The 17,415-nt window shown below is 71.1% G+C and carries 15 protein-coding genes; 5 read left to right on the top strand and 10 right to left on the bottom strand.

Features of this window, described 5'->3' with window-relative positions:
- Positions 1 to 26: 26 nt before the first annotated feature.
- Genes ACWC91_RS14650 through ACWC91_RS14640 form a run of 3 tightly spaced genes read left to right on the top strand, consistent with a single transcriptional unit; the run spans position 27 to position 1,116 of the window.
- Positions 27 to 170, top strand: a complete 144-nt coding sequence (locus ACWC91_RS14650) for a hypothetical protein (protein ID WP_225079326.1) — start codon at positions 27 to 29, stop codon at positions 168 to 170.
- On the top strand, positions 167 to 919 hold the full coding sequence (locus ACWC91_RS14645; RefSeq protein ID WP_225079327.1) for an IS3 family transposase: 753 nt from the start codon (positions 167 to 169) through the stop codon (positions 917 to 919). Before ACWC91_RS14650 ends, ACWC91_RS14645 begins: the two co-directional genes overlap by 4 nt.
- Positions 880 to 1,116, top strand: a complete 237-nt coding sequence (locus ACWC91_RS14640) for a hypothetical protein (protein WP_281154287.1) — start codon at positions 880 to 882, stop codon at positions 1,114 to 1,116. The genes ACWC91_RS14645 and ACWC91_RS14640 overlap by 40 nt, the downstream gene beginning before the upstream one ends.
- Before the next feature lie 31 nt (positions 1,117 to 1,147).
- Here the strand turns inward: ACWC91_RS14640 and ACWC91_RS14635 are convergent, their stop codons facing one another.
- From ACWC91_RS14635 to ACWC91_RS14620, 4 genes are all read right to left on the bottom strand, one after another.
- On the bottom strand, positions 1,148 to 1,495 hold the full coding sequence (locus ACWC91_RS14635) for a helix-turn-helix domain-containing protein (protein WP_225079329.1): 348 nt from the start codon (positions 1,493 to 1,495) through the stop codon (positions 1,148 to 1,150).
- A gap of 279 nt (positions 1,496 to 1,774) precedes the next feature.
- Positions 1,775 to 3,220 (bottom strand): aldehyde dehydrogenase family protein, encoded by a 1,446-nt coding sequence (locus tag ACWC91_RS14630; protein WP_225079330.1) that lies wholly within the window; start codon positions 3,218 to 3,220, stop codon positions 1,775 to 1,777.
- Between the two features lie 162 nt (positions 3,221 to 3,382).
- Complete coding sequence (locus ACWC91_RS14625; RefSeq protein WP_450725915.1) at positions 3,383 to 5,050, bottom strand: PucR family transcriptional regulator; 1,668 nt, start codon at positions 5,048 to 5,050, stop codon at positions 3,383 to 3,385.
- Positions 5,051 to 5,241: 191 nt separating this feature from the next.
- Positions 5,242 to 7,668: an ATP/GTP-binding protein gene (locus tag ACWC91_RS14620; protein WP_450644823.1), complete on the bottom strand. Its 2,427-nt coding sequence runs from the start codon at positions 7,666 to 7,668 to the stop codon at positions 5,242 to 5,244.
- Positions 7,669 to 7,948: 280 nt separating this feature from the next.
- On the opposite strand from ACWC91_RS14620, the gene gabT reads away from it, so the two are divergent.
- A complete protein-coding gene (gabT, locus tag ACWC91_RS14615) occupies positions 7,949 to 9,283 on the top strand; it encodes a 4-aminobutyrate--2-oxoglutarate transaminase (RefSeq protein WP_225079333.1) in 1,335 nt (444 codons plus the stop codon).
- A gap of 451 nt (positions 9,284 to 9,734) precedes the next feature.
- Positions 9,735 to 10,358 (top strand): phosphatase PAP2 family protein, encoded by a 624-nt coding sequence (locus ACWC91_RS14610; protein WP_450725913.1) that lies wholly within the window; start codon positions 9,735 to 9,737, stop codon positions 10,356 to 10,358.
- Between the two features lie 40 nt (positions 10,359 to 10,398).
- On the opposite strand, the gene ACWC91_RS14605 is transcribed toward ACWC91_RS14610, so the two are convergent.
- From ACWC91_RS14605 to ACWC91_RS14580, 6 genes are all read right to left on the bottom strand, one after another.
- Positions 10,399 to 10,851: a hypothetical protein gene (locus ACWC91_RS14605; protein WP_225079334.1), complete on the bottom strand. Its 453-nt coding sequence runs from the start codon at positions 10,849 to 10,851 to the stop codon at positions 10,399 to 10,401.
- A 114-nt stretch (positions 10,852 to 10,965) separates the two neighbouring features.
- The gene (locus ACWC91_RS14600; RefSeq protein WP_450644363.1) at positions 10,966 to 12,768 is read right to left on the bottom strand and encodes a chitinase; all 1,803 of its coding nucleotides are present in this window, start codon (positions 12,766 to 12,768) and stop codon (positions 10,966 to 10,968) included.
- A 273-nt stretch (positions 12,769 to 13,041) separates the two neighbouring features.
- Positions 13,042 to 14,469, bottom strand: coding sequence for an NAD(P)/FAD-dependent oxidoreductase (locus tag ACWC91_RS14595; protein ID WP_225079335.1), 1,428 nt, complete (start codon positions 14,467 to 14,469; stop codon positions 13,042 to 13,044).
- A gap of 49 nt (positions 14,470 to 14,518) precedes the next feature.
- Complete coding sequence (locus tag ACWC91_RS14590; protein WP_225079336.1) at positions 14,519 to 15,319, bottom strand: ABC transporter permease; 801 nt, start codon at positions 15,317 to 15,319, stop codon at positions 14,519 to 14,521.
- The gene (locus ACWC91_RS14585) at positions 15,320 to 16,243 is read right to left on the bottom strand and encodes an ABC transporter permease (RefSeq protein ID WP_225079337.1); all 924 of its coding nucleotides are present in this window, start codon (positions 16,241 to 16,243) and stop codon (positions 15,320 to 15,322) included.
- Positions 16,243 to 17,415, bottom strand: a complete 1,173-nt coding sequence (locus ACWC91_RS14580; RefSeq protein WP_263638523.1) for an ABC transporter ATP-binding protein — start codon at positions 17,413 to 17,415, stop codon at positions 16,243 to 16,245. The genes ACWC91_RS14585 and ACWC91_RS14580 overlap by 1 nt, the downstream gene beginning before the upstream one ends.

Below are 17,415 nucleotides of genomic sequence, written 5' to 3'. Positions count from 1 at the left end.
AAATCACGGTCAGGAAGCGAGGTCCCGTGAGCGGCGCTCATCTCATGTCTCCGTCCAAGCCGAAGCAGGCGCAGGCTCGCATCGAAAAGCTGGAGGGCGAGATCGCGGCATGCCGGAAAGCCATTGACCTCATGATGGAAGTGGTGCCCCCAAAAGACGATACGAAGTGATTTCCGCGATGGCGGAAGAGGGCTTCCCGGCACGCGGAATCATTGAGCTGCTCGGCGTCTCGGAGTCCGGCTACTACGCGTGGCGTGACCGCGTTCCGTCGGCTCGATCACTGCGGCACGCCTGGCTGACCCGGATCATTCTCGACATCTACGGCTCATCCGGTTCGACCTTCGGCTACCGCCGCATCCGGCAGGAGCTCGGCCGCCGCTACGGCATCAACGTCAGCCATGGAACGGTGGAACTTCTCATGGTTCAGGCCGGCATCCGCGGCAGGGCCGGCAGGCTGCACGAGGGCGCGCCGCCCGCCGTCTCCGAGGTTTCCAGCCGGCGCTGGGTCGTCGACGTCTTCACCTACAGAACACCGAAGGGCGCCGTGTCCGCCGCCGTCGTCCTCGACTCGGCATCGCATCACCTGGTGAGCTGGAGCGCGGCCCCCGAGGCAAGCGCCTCGCTCATTGATCGCGCCCTCGACAAGGCGATTTCCCACGAGGCCGCCATGGAGCAGACAGCTGACACCGCCAAAGGCATCCTTGCCGGATGCTGTTTCACCGAGCGTGCGCAGGCCCTGAGGCACGGACCTGCTCCTGGGACCATCGGCGATTGGTACGAACACGCGCTGGTCGAGGCGTTCTGGGAAAGAATGCGCCGCGAACTCACGGACCACAACGAAGAGGATGATCCGGGAAGACTCGAGAAAAGTCTGGAGACATGGACGTCACACCACCCCTGCCAATCGCCGAAGAATTAAGAGCCGGAATGGATGCAGGAAGGCCTCTTTCGGCGACGCAGGCCCATCAAGTGCTGCTGTACTGCGCCCTGGATGCGGCGTGCGTGCCGATGGATCCCAACGGCTTGCAGGCGATTGTCAGGGTGGCAGAACTCGACTACGCAACAGTGCGGACACTGATCGACTGGATCAAAACGGCAGGAATGGGGCGGTTTTGATCCACCCTGCTCCAGGATGATCCACCCTGCTCTAGGACTCCCCCGCCTGCAGCAAGGACTCGACGAGCACAGCCACATGCCGGCGGGCCGTGGGACTGAGCTTCTGCACGCTCGCGATGAGGATCTCCACCTCCGGATCCGCGATCTCGGGCGCGTTCTCGAAGTAGACATTGACACCTGCGGCCTCGGCCGCCGCGCGCAGCACGGGTGCCACCGGTATGCCCAGGCCTCTGGCCAGACCCTCCAGCGTGGTCTGCTGAGGCATCTGCGCCAGCTTCGCCGACGTCGCCAGATGGTGAACAGTCGAGCGAGAGATGCCGCCCCGGCGCGCCACATCGCTGTAGGACCATCCCTTTTGGTCCAGCTTGTTCTTGATCATTTCCTGCAGTGTGTTGGGCACCCCTGGTGCTTCCTGTCCGAGGGAGGTTGATCGGCCGCTTTCCAATGAGTCTAACGGCGTGGCCCTCAGGTCGTTCTGCACGTTTTCTCTGGTCGCCGCCTTCGGTGCCGGTGGCGGCGGCGACGGCCGGGAAGACGGTCCGCCGGTCCGGTCGCCGGTCCCCGTCCCACCCTCCTCCGTCAGCGCACGGGCATACGACGACGGCCGGAGCCCCCGCACAGCGGGCTCCGGCCGTCGTCGGTCGGCGGACCGTGAGGCCTACAGGGCGAGGCCGGTCAGGACCAGGACGCGCTCGTAGGTGTAGTCGTCCATCGCGAACTTGACGCCCTCGCGGCCCACGCCGGACTGCTTGACGCCGCCGTACGGCATCTGGTCGGCGCGGTAGGAGGGGACGTCGCCGACGACCACGCCGCCGACCTCCAGGGCGCGGTGGGCGCGGAAGGCGGTCTGCAGGTCGTGGGTGAACACGCCTGCCTGGAGGCCGTACTTGGAGTCGTTGACGGCGGCGAAGGCCTCGGCCTCGCCGTTCACCTTCTGCACGGTCAGGACGGGGCCGAAGACCTCCTCGCAGGAGATCGTCACCTCGGAGGGCACGTCGCTCAGGACGGTCGGGGCGTACGAGGCACCGTCACGCTTGCCGCCGGCGTGCAGGGTGGCGCCGGCCTCGACGGCCTCCTGCACCCAGGACTCCACGCGCTTGGCGGCGTCCTCGCTGACCAGCGGGCCGACGTCGGTCTTCGGGTCGGAGGGGTCTCCGGTGACCTGGGCCTCGACGGCGGCGACGATGCGCGGCAGCAGGCGCTCGTAGACCGAGGCGTCGGCGATCACGCGCTGCACGGAGATGCAGGACTGGCCGCCCTGGTAGTTGGAGAAGGTCGCGATACGGCCCGCGGCCCAGTCCAGGTCCTCGTCGCTCGCGTAGTCGGCGAGGACGACGGCCGCGCCGTTGCCGCCGAGCTCCAGGGTGCAGTGCTTGCGCGGCACCGAGTCCATGATCGCGTAGCCGACCTTCTCGGAACCGGTGAAGGAGATGACCGGCAGGCGCTCGTCCTGGACGAGGGCCGGCATCTTGTCGTTGGCGACCGGGAGGATCGACCAGGAGCCGGCCGGCAGGTCGGTCTCGGCCAGCAGTTCGCCGAGGATCAGCCCGGACAGCGGGGTGGCCGGGGCGGGCTTGAGGATGATCGGCGCGCCGGCGGCGATGGCCGGGGCGACCTTGTGGGCGCACAGGTTCAGCGGGAAGTTGAACGGCGCGATACCGAGGACGACGCCCTTGGGGAAGCGGCGGGTGAGGGCGAGGCGGCCCTGGCCGCCGGCGTCGGTGTCCAGGCGCTGGGCGTCGCCGCCGTTGAACCGGCGGGCCTCCTCCGCGGCGAACCGGAACACGGACACGGCACGGCCGACCTCACCGCGCGCCCACTTGATCGGCTTGCCGTTCTCGGCGGAGATGAGCTGCGCGATCTCCTCGGTGCGCTCGACCAGCCGCTTGCTGACGTGGTCGAGGGCGGCGGCCCGCACGTGCGCGGGGGTGGCGGCGAACTCGTCCCGCACGGCGTACGCGGCGGCCACGGCCTCCTCGACCTGGGCGTCGGTCGGCACGCCGACCTTGCCCACCAGCCGGCCGTCCCACGGGTTGGTGACGTCGAAGGTGTCCTCGCCGGTGACCCGGCGGCCGGCGAGCCAGAAGGCGTGGGTGGAAGTCATCAAGGAGTCCCGGCCCTTCCGCGTAGGAGATGTACTTGGCTTTCGTCGTCCACGGTAGGGCGGGGGCGGCCCGGGGTCGTTTGTCCGAGTCGTAGCAGTGCGGGGCGGGGGTGCGCCGGATTGGCGTACGAGCGGTGTCCGGCCCGATGTCCGGCGGGATCCCTACTCCGTGGAGGTGGCCTTCAGCGCCAGCCACAGCTCCATTCGCACGTCCGGATCGTCCAGGGAACGGCCGAGGATCTCCTCGACCCGGCGCATGCGGTAGCGCAGGGTGTGCCGGTGGACGCCGAGGTCGGCGGCGGCCGCGTCCCACTGGCCGTGCCGGGACAGCCAGGCCCGCAGCGAGGCCACCAGATCGCCGCGTCCCGTCGCGTCGTGCTCGTACAGCGCGCGCAGCAGCCCGTCCGCGAACGCCCTGACGGCGTCGTCCGCCAGCAGCGGCAGCACCGATCCGGAGGCGAGCTGGTCATGCTCGACGAGCACCCGTCCGCGCCTGCGCGCCACCGACAGCGCCTGTTCGGCCTGCTTGTACGCGGCGGCGGCCGCGATGGGCCCGGCGGGCCCGGACAGCCCGACGACCAGTTCGCCCTCCTCACCGCCCGACTGCTCGCGCATGTTCTCGGCCCGCGCCGCCTCCAGCGCCGCGGCGTACTGGCCGCACACCGCCACCGCCGCGCCCCCGTCGGCGGCCAGCACCACCAGGCGCTCCCCGTCGGGCACCACCAGCACCGTCTCCCCCGACCTGGCGGCGGCCGCCTCCACGACCTCGGCCAGCACGGCGAGCGGGTCGGCGCCGGTGCCGGCGGCGGCCAGCACGGCGGCCGGGGAGGGTGCGGCGGACTGCACGCGCGCGTGGGCACCGGCGTGCGCCCGTGCGGCGGACGCCGAGGCGGACTCGGCGACGATCATGCGGAAGGGGGCGTCCAGCAGGCCGCCGTACAGGTCGCCGGCCACCGCGCGGGCGTGGTCGGGCTGCCCGGCGAGGAGCATGCGCAGCACGGCGGCGCCGATCCGCTGTTCGGCGGCGTGCAGCGAGCGCGAGCGTTCCGTGGTGAGCGTCAGCAGGGCCACGGCGGAGTGGACGGCGTACCGCTCGGCGGTGCCGAGGGTGGCGGCCGTGCCGACGGCGAGGGCGGCGCGCGGGCGGCGGCCGGTGCCGATCGAGTGCAGTTCGACGCGGTCCTCGGTCTCGGGTCCGCCGACCACGGCGGACGCGGGGGCCGGCCGGTCGCGCAGCCGCTCGATGTCGGCCGTGAGCCGTTCGGCGCGGCGTGCGGCCCACTCGGGCGCCGCGGCGACGACGGCGCCCGAGGCGTCGTAGAGCGCCGTCCAGCCGTCCACCTGGGCGGCGAGCGCCGCGAGCAGCCCCTCCGGTCCGGCGTTCAGGGCCTGCTTGGTCAGTTCCCGCTGGGCGGCGAACCCGGCCGTGACCGCCCGGTACTGGTCGGCCGCGATGGCCGCCGAGACCGCCTTGCTGATGGCGAGGAACGGGGTGCGGCGGGGCACCTCGAGCAGCGGCAGCCCCTCCTCCTCGGCGGCGTCGACGAGCGCCGCGGGGATGTCCTCGTAGTTGACCCCGACGGCGAAGCCGAGCCCGACGACCCCGGCCTTGGCCAGCCGCTTCACATAGCGGCGCATGGCGTCGGGATTCTCCGCGTCCAGCTTGAGCGCGGTGATCAGCAGCAGCTCCCCGCCCTCCATGTACGGCACGGGGTCGGCGAGCTCGCTGACGTGGGCCCAGCGGACGGGTACGTCCAGGCGGTCCCCGCCCGCGCGCACGGTCAGCTTGAGCGCGGAGTGGTGGACGAGCGAGGCGAGCGTCGGGGGCATGAGGCCTTCTGGTCTGCGGGGTGCTTCTACGGGGTGCTTCTACGGCTTCTTGTGCGGAGGTTCTGCGGAGATCGGATGATCATTGTGATCTTTTGGACGTCACGTATGAACGGCCTATGCCGATTCTGCCTCACCGTACGGTCAACGCGTTACGGCCGTACGCACACCCGCCGCGTTCGCCCCCCGCTCCTTCAGCCCCGCAGATCCACCAGCAACGGCGGCGCGTGCTCGCCCCGGACACCGGTCAGCGACAGCACCGCGTGCCCGGGCGGGACCTCGTGGGCCAGCTGGGAGGCGGACCAGCGCTCCCGCTCCACCTGCCGGGTCGTCACGGCGTCCGTGGTCACGGCCCGTCCGGTCACCAGCTTGCGCAGGGCGTGAATGGCGCGGGTCATCGGCTGGTGGGCGAAGACGGTGTGCTTGGCCACCTCCTTGGTCTCCACCCATTCGGTCCCCCATGCCTGCGCGAACCGGCTGCCGTCCCAGGTCGTCACGCCGGCGAGCGCCATACGGCAGCCGACGGCCCCCAGCAGCGGACCGTGCAGCGCCTCGGGCACGTCGGCGACCGACCGGAGCGCCAGGACGACGCCGGCGTTCTGGGAGCGCAGCCCCTGGACGCGGCGCACCGACTCGGCCGTGACGGCCCCGGTGGCGTCGTCGAGGACCAGACAGGCGAAGTGGGGGCGCCGGGTGTCCCGTACGACGGTGTGGAACTGGGCCAGGACCAGCCGGGTGATCAGCCGGGACGCCTCCTCGTGTCCGCGTTCGGGCAGGTCGACGCGGACCCGCAGCGGATGGTGGGCCACCGCGCGCAGCGAGAAGGGCCGGCCGCCGGGCCCCGCCGCGCCGAAGAACTCGGCGAAGGCCGGCCGGTCCAGGAGCGCGAGCCGGTCCGCGAGGGCCGGTCCGGCGTCGGCCGCGGAGCCGGACTGCCGCATCCGGGCGTCGAGTTCGCGCCGCATCACGGCGTGCTCGTCCGCCGGCAGCGCCGCCCGCAGGGACGCCAGCGCCCCCGGATCGCCCTCCAGCAGTTCGCGCAGCGCCGGCAGCGGCGGGAAGTGCCCGTGCGCCGCCCGGTAGGGGCCGAGCAGCTGGGCGAGCGCGGTGGCGGCGCTCCGACCGCCGACGGTGTCCAGGTCGCCGACCAGGGCCTCGGCCAGGAAGGCGGCGGCTTCGTCGGGATCGTCGGACCCGGCGTACGGGTCGAGGTCGTGGACGGAGGCGGGGTCGCCGATCCGGACCACCACGTCGTACGCGGAGTCCGGGCCGAGCGGGGTCCCGGCGGCACAGACGGCGACCACCGCGCACGCTCCGGTGAGGGCCTGGAGGGTGAGCGCCTCGGTGACCGGCCCGGTGACGTGGCGGGTCTTCCCGGACCCGGACGGCCCCACCAGCAGCAGCGAGGTGCCGAGTGTCTCGGCGCCGAGGGCGGCACCCGCCCCCTCGTAGTCGCGCGGGGTCCGCTCCCCCGCCCACCGTCCGATGCGCACCTGCCCCTCCAGCAGGTCGTGACGGGCGGTGCGGCCCGGCAGGTCGCGCGCCCCGGAGGGGTGCGTCCAGGCGGCGGCGCCCTGCCGCAGCACGGTCTCGGTGAAGGCGGCCGGGCGTGCCTCCCGCCGGGCCGCCTCCCACGCCCGCTCGATACGGGCGCAGTCCACGTCGTTCATCCGGCCGGCGGCCACCTCGGCGGCCAGCAGGTCGGCCGCCTGGTACTGCCCGGCGTGGCGCGGTCCGGGCCACTGCGAACGTGGCAGGTCCGCCGCGGGCGGGGCGACGGGGTCCGCGGCCGCCCGGCGGCGTGCGGCGAGTTCCCCGGCGTACGCCCACCAGGCGCCGACCCGGGCGAACGGCCAGACGACAAGGAGGGTGATGAGCGCGTACAGGGCGTCGGTGAACAGCTGGGAGGCGAACAGGCCGTAACCGCCCGAGACGAGGACGATCAGGGAGAAGACGGGGTCGACGACCGGCAGGGGGTCCCAGCCGACACCCGGGAAGGCGCCGGGGAAAACGAGGCTGAGCGCGATCAGGGCGCCGGCGGCGGCGAACAGGGCCCGCGCGGGCTGCGGGCGGCGGCCGACGAAGTGCCGTACGACGTCGGACCAGCTGCCCAGCCGTCCGGCGGCGTAGACGAGCACGGCGAAGAACACACCGTCGTAGACCACCATGGCCTCGCGGCCCTGCGTCCCCTTGGGGGACACGGTCCCGCCCCACCACCAGTCGTCCGGGGTGAACAGTTTCAGCGGCGCCCACTGGTACGGCAGCGCGCCCTGCCGCCACAGCGACCACACCAGCAGGGCCACGACCAGCGGGATCAGCAGCCCGACGACCGTGATCGACGGCAACCGGTCCGGCGTCCTCACGGCCTTGGGCGGGCGGTGCCCGAAGCGCCAGACGCCGGGCGCGGCGGCCGGGCGGGGGGTGTCGAGCCACTCGGCGACGCCCGGCCGCCGTTCGGGGAGCCGCCCGTGCCCAGGTCCCTCGTGGGGATACTGCTCGTAGGCGCCGGGCGCCGGGGGGCTGCTCGGCCGGGGTGGTGTCGTGGGAGCGTCCCGCGGCATCGCCGGGCGTGGCACGGGGTTCGCGTGCGTACCCCGGGCGTCCTGCGTCCCGTCGTCCATCGCCCTTGCCCCCTGACCAGCCGTTCCGTCCACCATCAGCGAGTCAATCTAACGCCCGCGCAAGGGGAGTTCACCGATTGCGCGGCACGCCGCAGGTCACGGCGCCGGCGCCCGCGTTTTCCGGCCCGCGTCCCTCCTATGTCCACCGCGGACAACCGCGGGCGCCGACAACGCCCACATGGAGCATGCCCACGTCCTCCTCGCCGCCCTAACCTGCGAGAAAAGAAGGAAAAGCGTCCGAAAAACGCCGCCGTACGCAAGATCTCATCAGGGAGCCCCCATGACCGCACTTGAGCAGGAGCGCCGCGTCGTCACCGCCATCCCCGGCCCGAAGTCGCAGGAGCTGCAGGCCCGCCGGACCGCTGTGGTCGCGCAGGGCGTGGGCTCCACGCTGCCGGTCTTCGTCACGCGTGCCGGCGGCGGCATCATCGAGGACGTCGACGGCAACCGCATCATCGACTTCGGCTCCGGCATCGCGGTGACCTCGGTCGGCGCGTCCGCCGAGGCCGTCGTACGCCGTGCCTCCGCGCAGCTCGCCGACTTCACCCACACCTGTTTCATGGTCACGCCGTACGAGGGCTACGTGGCCGTCGCCGAGGCGCTGGCCGAGCTCACGCCGGGTGACCACGCCAAGAAGTCCGCGCTGTTCAACTCGGGCGCCGAGGCCGTCGAGAACGCCGTCAAGATCGCCCGCGCGTACACCAAGCGCCAGGCCGTCGTCGTCTTCGACCACGGCTACCACGGCCGCACCAACCTCACCATGGCGCTGACGGCGAAGAACATGCCGTACAAGCACGGCTTCGGCCCGTTCGCGCCCGAGGTCTACCGGGTGCCGGTGGCCTACGGCTACCGCTGGCCGACCGGCCCGGAGAACGCGGGCCCCGAGGCCGCCAAGCAGGCCATCGACCAGATCACCAAGCAGGTCGGCGCGGACAACGTGGCCGCGATCATCATCGAGCCGGTGCTCGGCGAGGGCGGCTTCATCGAGCCGGCCAAGGGCTTCCTGCCCGCGATCCGCCAGTTCGCCGCCGACAACGGCATCGTGTTCGTCGCCGACGAGATCCAGGCCGGTTTCTGCCGCACCGGCCAGTGGTTCGCCTGCGAGGACGAGGGCATCGTCCCGGACCTGATCACCACCGCCAAGGGCATCGCCGGCGGCCTGCCGCTGGCCGCCGTCACCGGCCGCGCCGAGATCATGGACGCCGCGCACGCGGGCGGCCTCGGCGGCACCTACGGCGGCAACCCGGTGGCCTGCGCGGGCGCGCTCGGCGCGATCGAGACCATGAAGGAACTCGACCTCAACGCCAAGGCGAAGCGGATCGAGGAGGTCATGAAGGCCCGCCTCACCGCGATGCAGGACAAGTTCGACATCATCGGCGACGTCCGCGGCCGCGGCGCGATGATCGCCATCGAGCTGGTCAAGGACCGTGGCACCAAGGAGCCGAACCCGGAGGCGACGGCCGCGCTCGTCAAGGCCTGCCACGCCGAGGGCCTGCTCGTCCTGAGCTGCGGCACCTACGGCAACGTGCTGCGCTTCCTGCCCCCGCTCGTCATCGGCGAGGACCTGCTGAGCGAGGGCCTCGACATCATCGAGCAGGCGTTCACGCGCATCTGAGCGGCGGATATGCACGCCTGGCGCAGCCGGCGGCAGAGCGTGTGAAGAAGGTGTGCGAGGTGGATGGCAGGACGCCGTTCCCGCTGTCCTCCGCCCACCGGCTGCCGTAGGTTCTTCCCGGATGAGAGATACACCCGCCCACAGGGGACTGTGGGCGGCCTCAGGCCGTAGCCTCCCCAGCTTCGACCTGGTCGTGCCTCGCGCACACACCCGGAACCCACGGGTTCCGGTTCTCCTCAATGATCGGACAGTCGCCCGCCCCAAACCCCCCGGGGCGCGCGGCCTTCCGATCCGGACGGTCGCAGACAGATGGGACGGCCGTCCCCGCCGGGCCGGCGCACATCCCCCCCTTGTGCGCCGGCCCTTCGGTGTCTCCGGGACCGGCCGGCATCGACCGGGACCGACCGGCCCGGGTCCGGGCTCACTCGCCCTGCCTGCGAAGCTGTGCCCCGTGGTGTTCGTGGTGTTCCTGCTCGTCGTCCCGGCCCTCCTGTTCGCACTGATCACCTGGCAGGTGCGGGCGGGCGGCCCGCTGCTGGGCGCGGACCGGGAGGTCAGTCACGTCCTGCTGCACCCGGACCGCCTCTCCCAGCTGCTCTCCGATCTGGGCCAGGTGCAGATCGCGGTACCCGTACTCCTGGCCGTCCTGATCCACACGGCCTGGCGGGGACGCGCCGCCGGCGCGGAGCGCTGGTGGCTCGCGCCCCTCGCGGCAGCCGTGCCGATGGCCCTGCTCCCGGCACTCGTCGTGCCGTTGAAGGCCTGGACGGCCCGGCCCGGTACCGCGGTCATGCCGCCCGGTACCGGGTACTTCCCGTCGGGGCACGCGGCCACCGCCGCCGTCGCCTACGGTGCCGCGGCGCTCGTGCTTCTGCCGTGGCTGCGCACGGCCGCCGCCCGCCGGACCGTCGTGGCGGTGTCCACCGCGCTCGTGTTGGGCGCCTCCTTCGGGCTGGTGCGGCGCGGCTACCACTGGCCACTGGACGTCGTGGCCAGTTGGTGCCTGGCTTCCGTGCTGCTCTCCGCGCTGTGGCTGCTGATCGGCGCCGCCGTGACCACTGACGCCGCCCCCTAGCACTGGCATCCCATCCGCGTGTCCGGGTCGGCTCCCCGTGTCAGCCCTCCTCCTCGAGGGCCAGGGCCGCGGCCGCCTCGTGCATCGCCAGTTCCAGCAGTGCCGGGTCGGTGAGGGTGCCCGAGCCGTCCGGGGTGACCAGCCAGCGAACCCTGCCGGTGCTCCGCCCCGGATACGGCACGACGATCCAGGTGCCGGGCCCCGCGGTGCGGATACCGGTGCCGAGCCAGCGGGCCGCGGTGCCCGGCGGCACGAAGAAGCCGGTGCGCTCGTCCCCGAAGTCGGCCAGCACCGGCCCTGGCCGGTCGAGGAAACGGGTCAGGACGTCGAGCGTCGGACAGCCGAGCGCCCCGCGCAGGATCAGGACGTCCCAGGCCTTGCCCGCGGGCAGCAGGGCGGTCCCCCGGGGGTTGCGCTCCCACTCCCAGCGGCAGGCCTCGGGGTCCGGCGCGACCGATGCCAGCCAGGCGACCTCCGTCTTCGCCCCAGTCATGAGAAGACCTCCCTCATCGTTCGTGGACGCGGGCCGCGTCACCAGGGAGAGGGAGGTATCTCATCAGCCATTACGCGGTTTGTGACCGCTCGTTGGAGTGAACCGGCTCACGGCTCAGCGGCCGCGCCCGAAGTACCCGTCGAAGGTGTTCTGGAACTGCCAGTTCCCGAACCGGTCCCAGTTGACCGACCACGTCATCAGGCCGCGCAGGGCCGGCCAGGTGCCGTGGGTGGTGGTGGAGCCGCAGTTCGTCTTCTTGGTCAAACAGTCCAGGGCCTTGGTGACCTCCGACGGGGCGACGAAGCCGTTGCCCGCGTTGGTGGACGCCGGCATGCCGATGGCGACCTGGTCGGGGCGCAGCGGCGGGAAGACGTTCGCCGCGTCGCCGGCCACCGGGAAGCCGGTCAGGAGCATGTCGGTCATGGCGATGTGGAAGTCCGCGCCGCCCATGGAGTGGTACTGGTTGTCCAGGCCCATGATCGGGCCCGAGTTGTAGTCCTGGACGTGGAGCAGGGTCAGGTCGTCGCGGAGGGCGTGGATCACCGGGAGGTAGGCGCCGCAGCGCGGGTCCTGGCCGCCCCACTTGCCCGTGCCGTAGTACTGGTAGCCCATCTGCACGAAGAAGGTCTCCGGGGCCATGGTCAGGACGAACTTGGCGCCGTACTTCGCCTTCAGGGTCTTCAGGGCCGAGATCAGGTTCACCACCACGGGCGTGGTCGGGTTCCGGAAGTCCGTGTCGTTCGCGTTGAGGGACAGGGAGTGGCCCTCGAAGTCGATGTCGAGGCCGTCGAGGCCGTATTCGTCGATGATCCGCGAGACGGACGAGACGAACATGTCCCTGGCCGCCGTCGTGGTCAGCTGCACCTGGCCGTTCTGGCCGCCGATGGAGATCAGGACCTTCTTGCCGGCCGCCTGCTTGGCCTTGATGGCCGCCTTGAACTCGGCGTCGCTCTCGACGTTCGGGCACTCGGTGACCGGGCAGCGGTTGAATCGGATGTCGCCCGAAGTGACCGACGTCGGCTCGCCGAAGGCCAGGTCGATGACGTCCCAGCTGCCGGGGACGTCGGCCATGCGGCTGTAACCGGAGCCGTTGGCGAAGCTCGCGTGCAGGTAGCCGACCAGGGCGTGCGGCGGGAGGTCCGTGGTGCCGCCGCCCGGGCCGCCCGAGTCCGCGGCCGTCTTCGCGGTCACCGTCGCCGACTTCGCCGACTCGCCCGCGGCGTTCACCGCCGCGACCTGGAAGCCGTACGTGGTCGAGGGCGACAGACCGGTGATCGTGGCGGACGCGCCGGTCACCGTCTGGGCCTTCGTGCCGTCGCGGTAGACCGTGTAGCCCGTGGCGTCGGCCACCGGGGACCAGGACAGTGCCACGCTGGTCGAGGTGACGGTGCCGGTCTTCAGACCCGTGGGAGCGACGGGCGGCTGCTGGCCGGTGCTGCCGCCCGGGCCGACGAGCGAGAGGTCGTCGGCGTTGTAGGCGCCCGTGCCGTACCAGCCGTGGGTGTAGACCGTGACCTTGGTGGTCTGCGCGCCGGTGCGGAAGGTGGTGGTGAGCTGCTGCCAGTCGGGGGCGGACTGGGTCCAGGTGGAGACGTCGGTGGTGCCGGTGCCGCTCGCGCCCAGGTAGACGTAGGAGCCGCGGACGTAACCGCTCAGCGTGTACTGGGAGTTCGGCTGGACCGACACCGTCTGGGTGCACTGGGCGTTGTCGCTGCCGGCCGGGGTCGCCTGCAACGCCGAACTGCCGCTGCGGACAGGGGACTTCACCGTCGTACCGGATCCCGAGCAGGTCCAGCCGTCGAGGCCCGCCTCGAAGCCCCCGTTGCGCAGGATGTCCGCGTCGGCCGCTCGCGCGGTCGTCGTGAGCGCGGTGACGCCGGGCAGGGCGAGGAACGTGGCCGTCAGTGCGGCGAGCAGCCGGCGCCTGGCCGGTCCGGCCTGGCCGGCTGGTCTGACTGATTTACTTGGTCGCCGTATGTCGCGGTCCACAACTGCCTCCGGTCATGGGGGGATTGGGGAGGGTGGAGCGCGCCCAATTTGGTCCAGACCAATTCGGTTGTCAAGACCTGTGGCACCGGCGGCATGTCCCGGGCCCCGGCCGCTGCCGTCTTCGCGTGGGCATGCGAAGACCTCCCTCCCCCGTGGACGCGCGGGGGCGCGTCGTGAGGGAGGGAGGTCTCCTCGCGGGTGTCAGCTGTCGAAGCCCAGGCCCAGGCGGTCCATCGTCCGCAGCCACAGGTTGCGCCGGCCGCCGTGTTCGTCGGCGCGGGCCAGTGACCACTTGGTGAGCGCGATGCCGGTCCAGGCGAACGGCTCCGGCGGGAAGGGCAGCGGCTTCTTGCGGACCATCTCCAGCTCGGTGCGCTCGGTGCGCCGGCCGGCCAGCAGGTCGAGCATCACCTCGGCGCCGAAGCGGGTCGCGCCCACGCCGAGGCCCGTGTAGCCGGCCGCGTAGGCGACCTTCCCCTGGTGGGCGGTGCCGAAGAACGCCGAGAAGCGCGAGCAGGTGTCGATCGCCCCGCCCCAGGCGTGGGTGAAGCGGACGCCCTCCAGCTGCGGGAAGCAGGTGAAGAAGTGCCCGGCCAGTTTGGCGTAGGTCTCGGGGCGGTCGTCGTACTCCGCGCGCACCCGGCCGCCGTACGGATAGATCGCGTCGTAACCGCCCCACAGGACGCGGTTGTCGGCCGACAGCCGGAAGTAGTGGAACTGGTTCGCCGAGTCCCCGAGCCCCTGCCGGTTCTTCCAGCCGATCGACGCCATCTGCTCGGCGCTGAGCGGCTCGGTCATCAGGGCGTAGTCGTAGACCGGGACGGTGTACGAGCGCACCCGCTTGACCAGGTTGGGGAAGACGTTGGTGCCGAGCGCGACCCGGCGGGCCCTGATCCGGCCGTAGGGCGTGCGTACGGACATTCCGGCGCCGTACGGCCTCAGGGTCAGGGCGGGCGTGCGCTCGTAGACGCGCACGCCGAGGCGCACGCACGCCTGCTTCAGACCCCAGGCGAGCTTGGCCGGGTGGACCATGGCGACGCCCCGGCGGTCCCACAGACCGGCCTCGAAGGTCGGGGAGGCGACCTGCTCGCGCACCGCGTCCCGGTCGAGGAACTCGAAGCCCTCGGCCAGGCCCTGCTCCTGCATCTGCGCGTACCAGTCCTTCAGTTCCCGGGCCTGGTACGGCTCGGTGGCGACGTCGAGTTCGCCGGTGCGCTCGAACTCGCAGTCGATGGAGTGGCGGGCGACCGTCTCCTCGATGGCGTCGAGGTTGCGGGCGCCCAGCTCCTCCAGCTTGTGGATCTCCTCCGGCCAGCGAGTGAGACCGTTGGGCAGGCCGTGCGTGAGGGAGGCGGCGCAGAAGCCGCCGTTGCGGCCGGAGGCGGCCCAGCCCACCTCGCGGCCCTCCACCAGCACCACGTCCGTGGCGGGGTCGCGCTCCTTGGCGATCAGCGCGGTCCACAGTCCGCTGTAACCACCTCCGACCACCAGCAGGTCGCAGGTCTCGGCTCCGGTCAGCGCCGGCTCCGGGCGGGGCCTGCCGGGGTCGTCCAGCCAGTACGGGACCGGCTGGGCCTCGGAGAGGGATGTGGTCCAGTCGTGCTCACGGCTCATGGCGCCAGGGGCCATGATTTCAACTCCCTACAGAGTCAATTTCGTTGCTTCGGTGGGGCGGGTGTCACGCCTTCTGCCTGGTACGCCGGCGGCCGATGGCCATGGAGCCCAGGACGAGCAGTACGGCGATGATGAACATGGCCGTACCGATGACGTTGATCTGGACGGGTGTGCCGCGCTGCGCCGAGCCCCAGACGAACATCGGGAAGGTCACGGTCGAGCCCGCGTTGAAGTTCGTGATGATGAAGTCGTCGAACGACAGCGCGAAAGCGAGCATCGCGCCCGCGGCGATTCCGGGGGCCGCGATCGGCAGGGTGACCCGGACGAAGGTCTGCACCGGTCCGGCGTACAGGTCCTGCGCGGCCTGCTCCAGCCTCGGGTCCATCGACATCACGCGCGCCTTGACGGCGACGACGACGAAGCTGAGGCAGAACATGATGTGCGCGATCAGGATGGTCCAGAAGCCGAGCTGCGCCCCCATGTTGAGGAACAGGGTGAGCAGCGAGGCCGCCATGACCACCTCGGGCATCGCCATCGGCAGGAAGATCAGCGAGCTCACGGTGCCCCGCGCGCGGAAGCGGTAGCGGACCAGCGCGAAGGCGATCATCGTGCCGAGGGCGGTGGCGCCGATCGTGGCCCAGACGGCGATCTGGAGGCTGAGCGACAGCGATCCGCACATGTCGGCGACACCGCACGGGTCCTTCCAGGCGTCCAGGGAGAACGACTGCCACTGGTAGTTGAAGCGGCCCTTCGGCTTGTTGAAGGAGAAGACCGTGACGACGATGTTCGGCAGGAGCAGGTATCCGAGCGTCAGCAGTCCGGCGATGACGACGAAGCGGCGCTTGAGCCAGTTGACGAAGGCCATTTAAACCAGATCCTCCGTGCCGGACTTGCGGATGTAGATGGTGATCATGGCGAGGATCGCGGCCATGAGGATGAACGACAGGGCCGCCGCCGTCGGATAGTCCAGGATCCGCAGGAACTGCGTCTGGATGACGTTGCCGACCATGCGGGTGTCGGTCGAGCCGAGCAGGTCCGCGTTGACGTAGTCGCCGGCCGCCGGGATGAAGGTCAGCAGCGTGCCGGAGACCACGCCCGGCATCGACAGCGGGAAGGTGACCTTGCGGAAGGTGGTGAACGGCTTGGCGTACAGGTCGCCCGCCGCCTCGTGCAGCCGCGGGTCGATGCGCTCCAGCGAGGTGTACAGCGGCAGGATCATGAACGGCAGGAAGTTGTACGTCAGACCGCACACCACCGCCATCGGGGTGGCGAGCACCCGGTCGCCGGCGGTCCAGCCGAGCCAGTTGGTGACGTCCAGGACGTGCAGCGTGTTGAGGGCGCCCACGACCGGGCCGCCGTCGGCGAGGATCGTCTTCCAGGCCAGGGTCCGGATCAGGAAGCTGGTGAAGAACGGCGCGATCACCAGGATCATGATCAGGTTGCGCCAGCGGCCCGCGCGGAAGGCGATGAGGTACGCCAGCGGGTAGCCGAGCAGCAGGCACAGGATCGTCGCGGAGGCCGCGTACAGGACCGAGCGGACGAACTGCGGCCAGTACTCGGACAGCGCGTCCCAGTAGGTCGCGAAGTGCCAGGTGACCTCGTATCCCTGCTCCAGGGAGCCCGTCTGCACGGACGTGGACGCCTGGTAGATCATCGGCAGCGCGAAGAAGACGACGAGCCAGAGGATGCCGGGCAGCAGCAGCCAGTACGGCGTGAAGCGGCCCCGCTTGCGCGGCGGTCTCGTCTGCTGGGTGGCGGGCGGCGCGGGCGCCTCGGTGACGGCGGCCATCAGGCTGCGTCCTCCTCGACGCTCTCGACGCCCGCGTCGCCCGTCGTCCCAGCAAGCAGGGACTGCGCCGCGTCCAGGCCGAACGTGTGGGCCGGATTCCAGTGCAGAACCACCTCGGCGCCGGGCACCAGTCGGGCGTCGCGGTCGATGTTCTGCGCGTACACCTCGAACTCGGGACAGACGGGACTGTCGATCACGTACTGCGTGGAGACGCCGATGAAGCTCGACTCGGAGATCCGGCCGGTGATGCGGTTGCGGCCGTCGGGGATCTCGCCCGCGTCGTCGGCGTGGGTGAGGGAGATCTTCTCCGGGCGGACGCCGACGAGCACCTTGCCGCCGGTCGTGGCCGGGGCGGAGCAGCGTGCCTGGGGCAGGGTGAGCTTGCCGCCGCCCGCCTTCAGGACGATCTCCTCGCCGCTCCTGGCGTCGACCTCGGCCTCTATCAGGTTGGAGGTGCCGAGGAAGTTCGCCACGAACGTGGTCTGCGGGTTCTCGTAGAGGTCGGTGGGCGAGCCGAGCTGCTCCACCCGGCCACCGTTCATCACGGCGACCGTGTCGGCCATGGTCATGGCCTCCTCCTGGTCGTGCGTGACGTGGATGAAGGTGATGCCGACCTCGGTCTGGATGCGCTTGAGCTCCAACTGCATCTGGCGGCGCAGCTTCAGGTCAAGGGCGCCGAGCGGCTCGTCGAGCAGGAGCACCTTGGGGTGGTTGATCAGCGCGCGGGCGACCGCGACGCGCTGCTGCTGACCGCCGGAGAGCTGGTGCGGCTTCTTGCGGGCCTGCTCGCCCAGCTGCACCAGGTCCAGCATCTCCTCGACCTGCTTCTTCACCGACTTGATGCCGCGCCGGCGCAGACCGAAGGCGACGTTCTCGAAGATGTCGAGGTGCGGGAAGAGGGCGTAGGACTGGAAGACCGTGTTCACCGGGCGCTTGTACGGCGGCAGATGCGTCACGTCCTGGTCGCCGAGGTGGACGGTGCCCTGCGTGGGCTCCTCCAGTCCCGCGATCATGCGCAGGGTGGTGGTCTTGCCGCAGCCGGACGCGCCGAGCAGGGCGAAGAAGGACCCCTGAGGCACGGTCAGGTCCAGTGGGTGCACGGCGGTGAAGCCGCCGTAGCGCTTGCCGATCTGGGAGAGGCGGACGTCGCCGCTGTTGTCTTTCGTCGTCAT

It is taken from the genome of Streptomyces sp. NPDC001204 (assembly GCF_053598035.1).
This window is presented reverse-complemented; position numbering and strand designations above follow the sequence as displayed.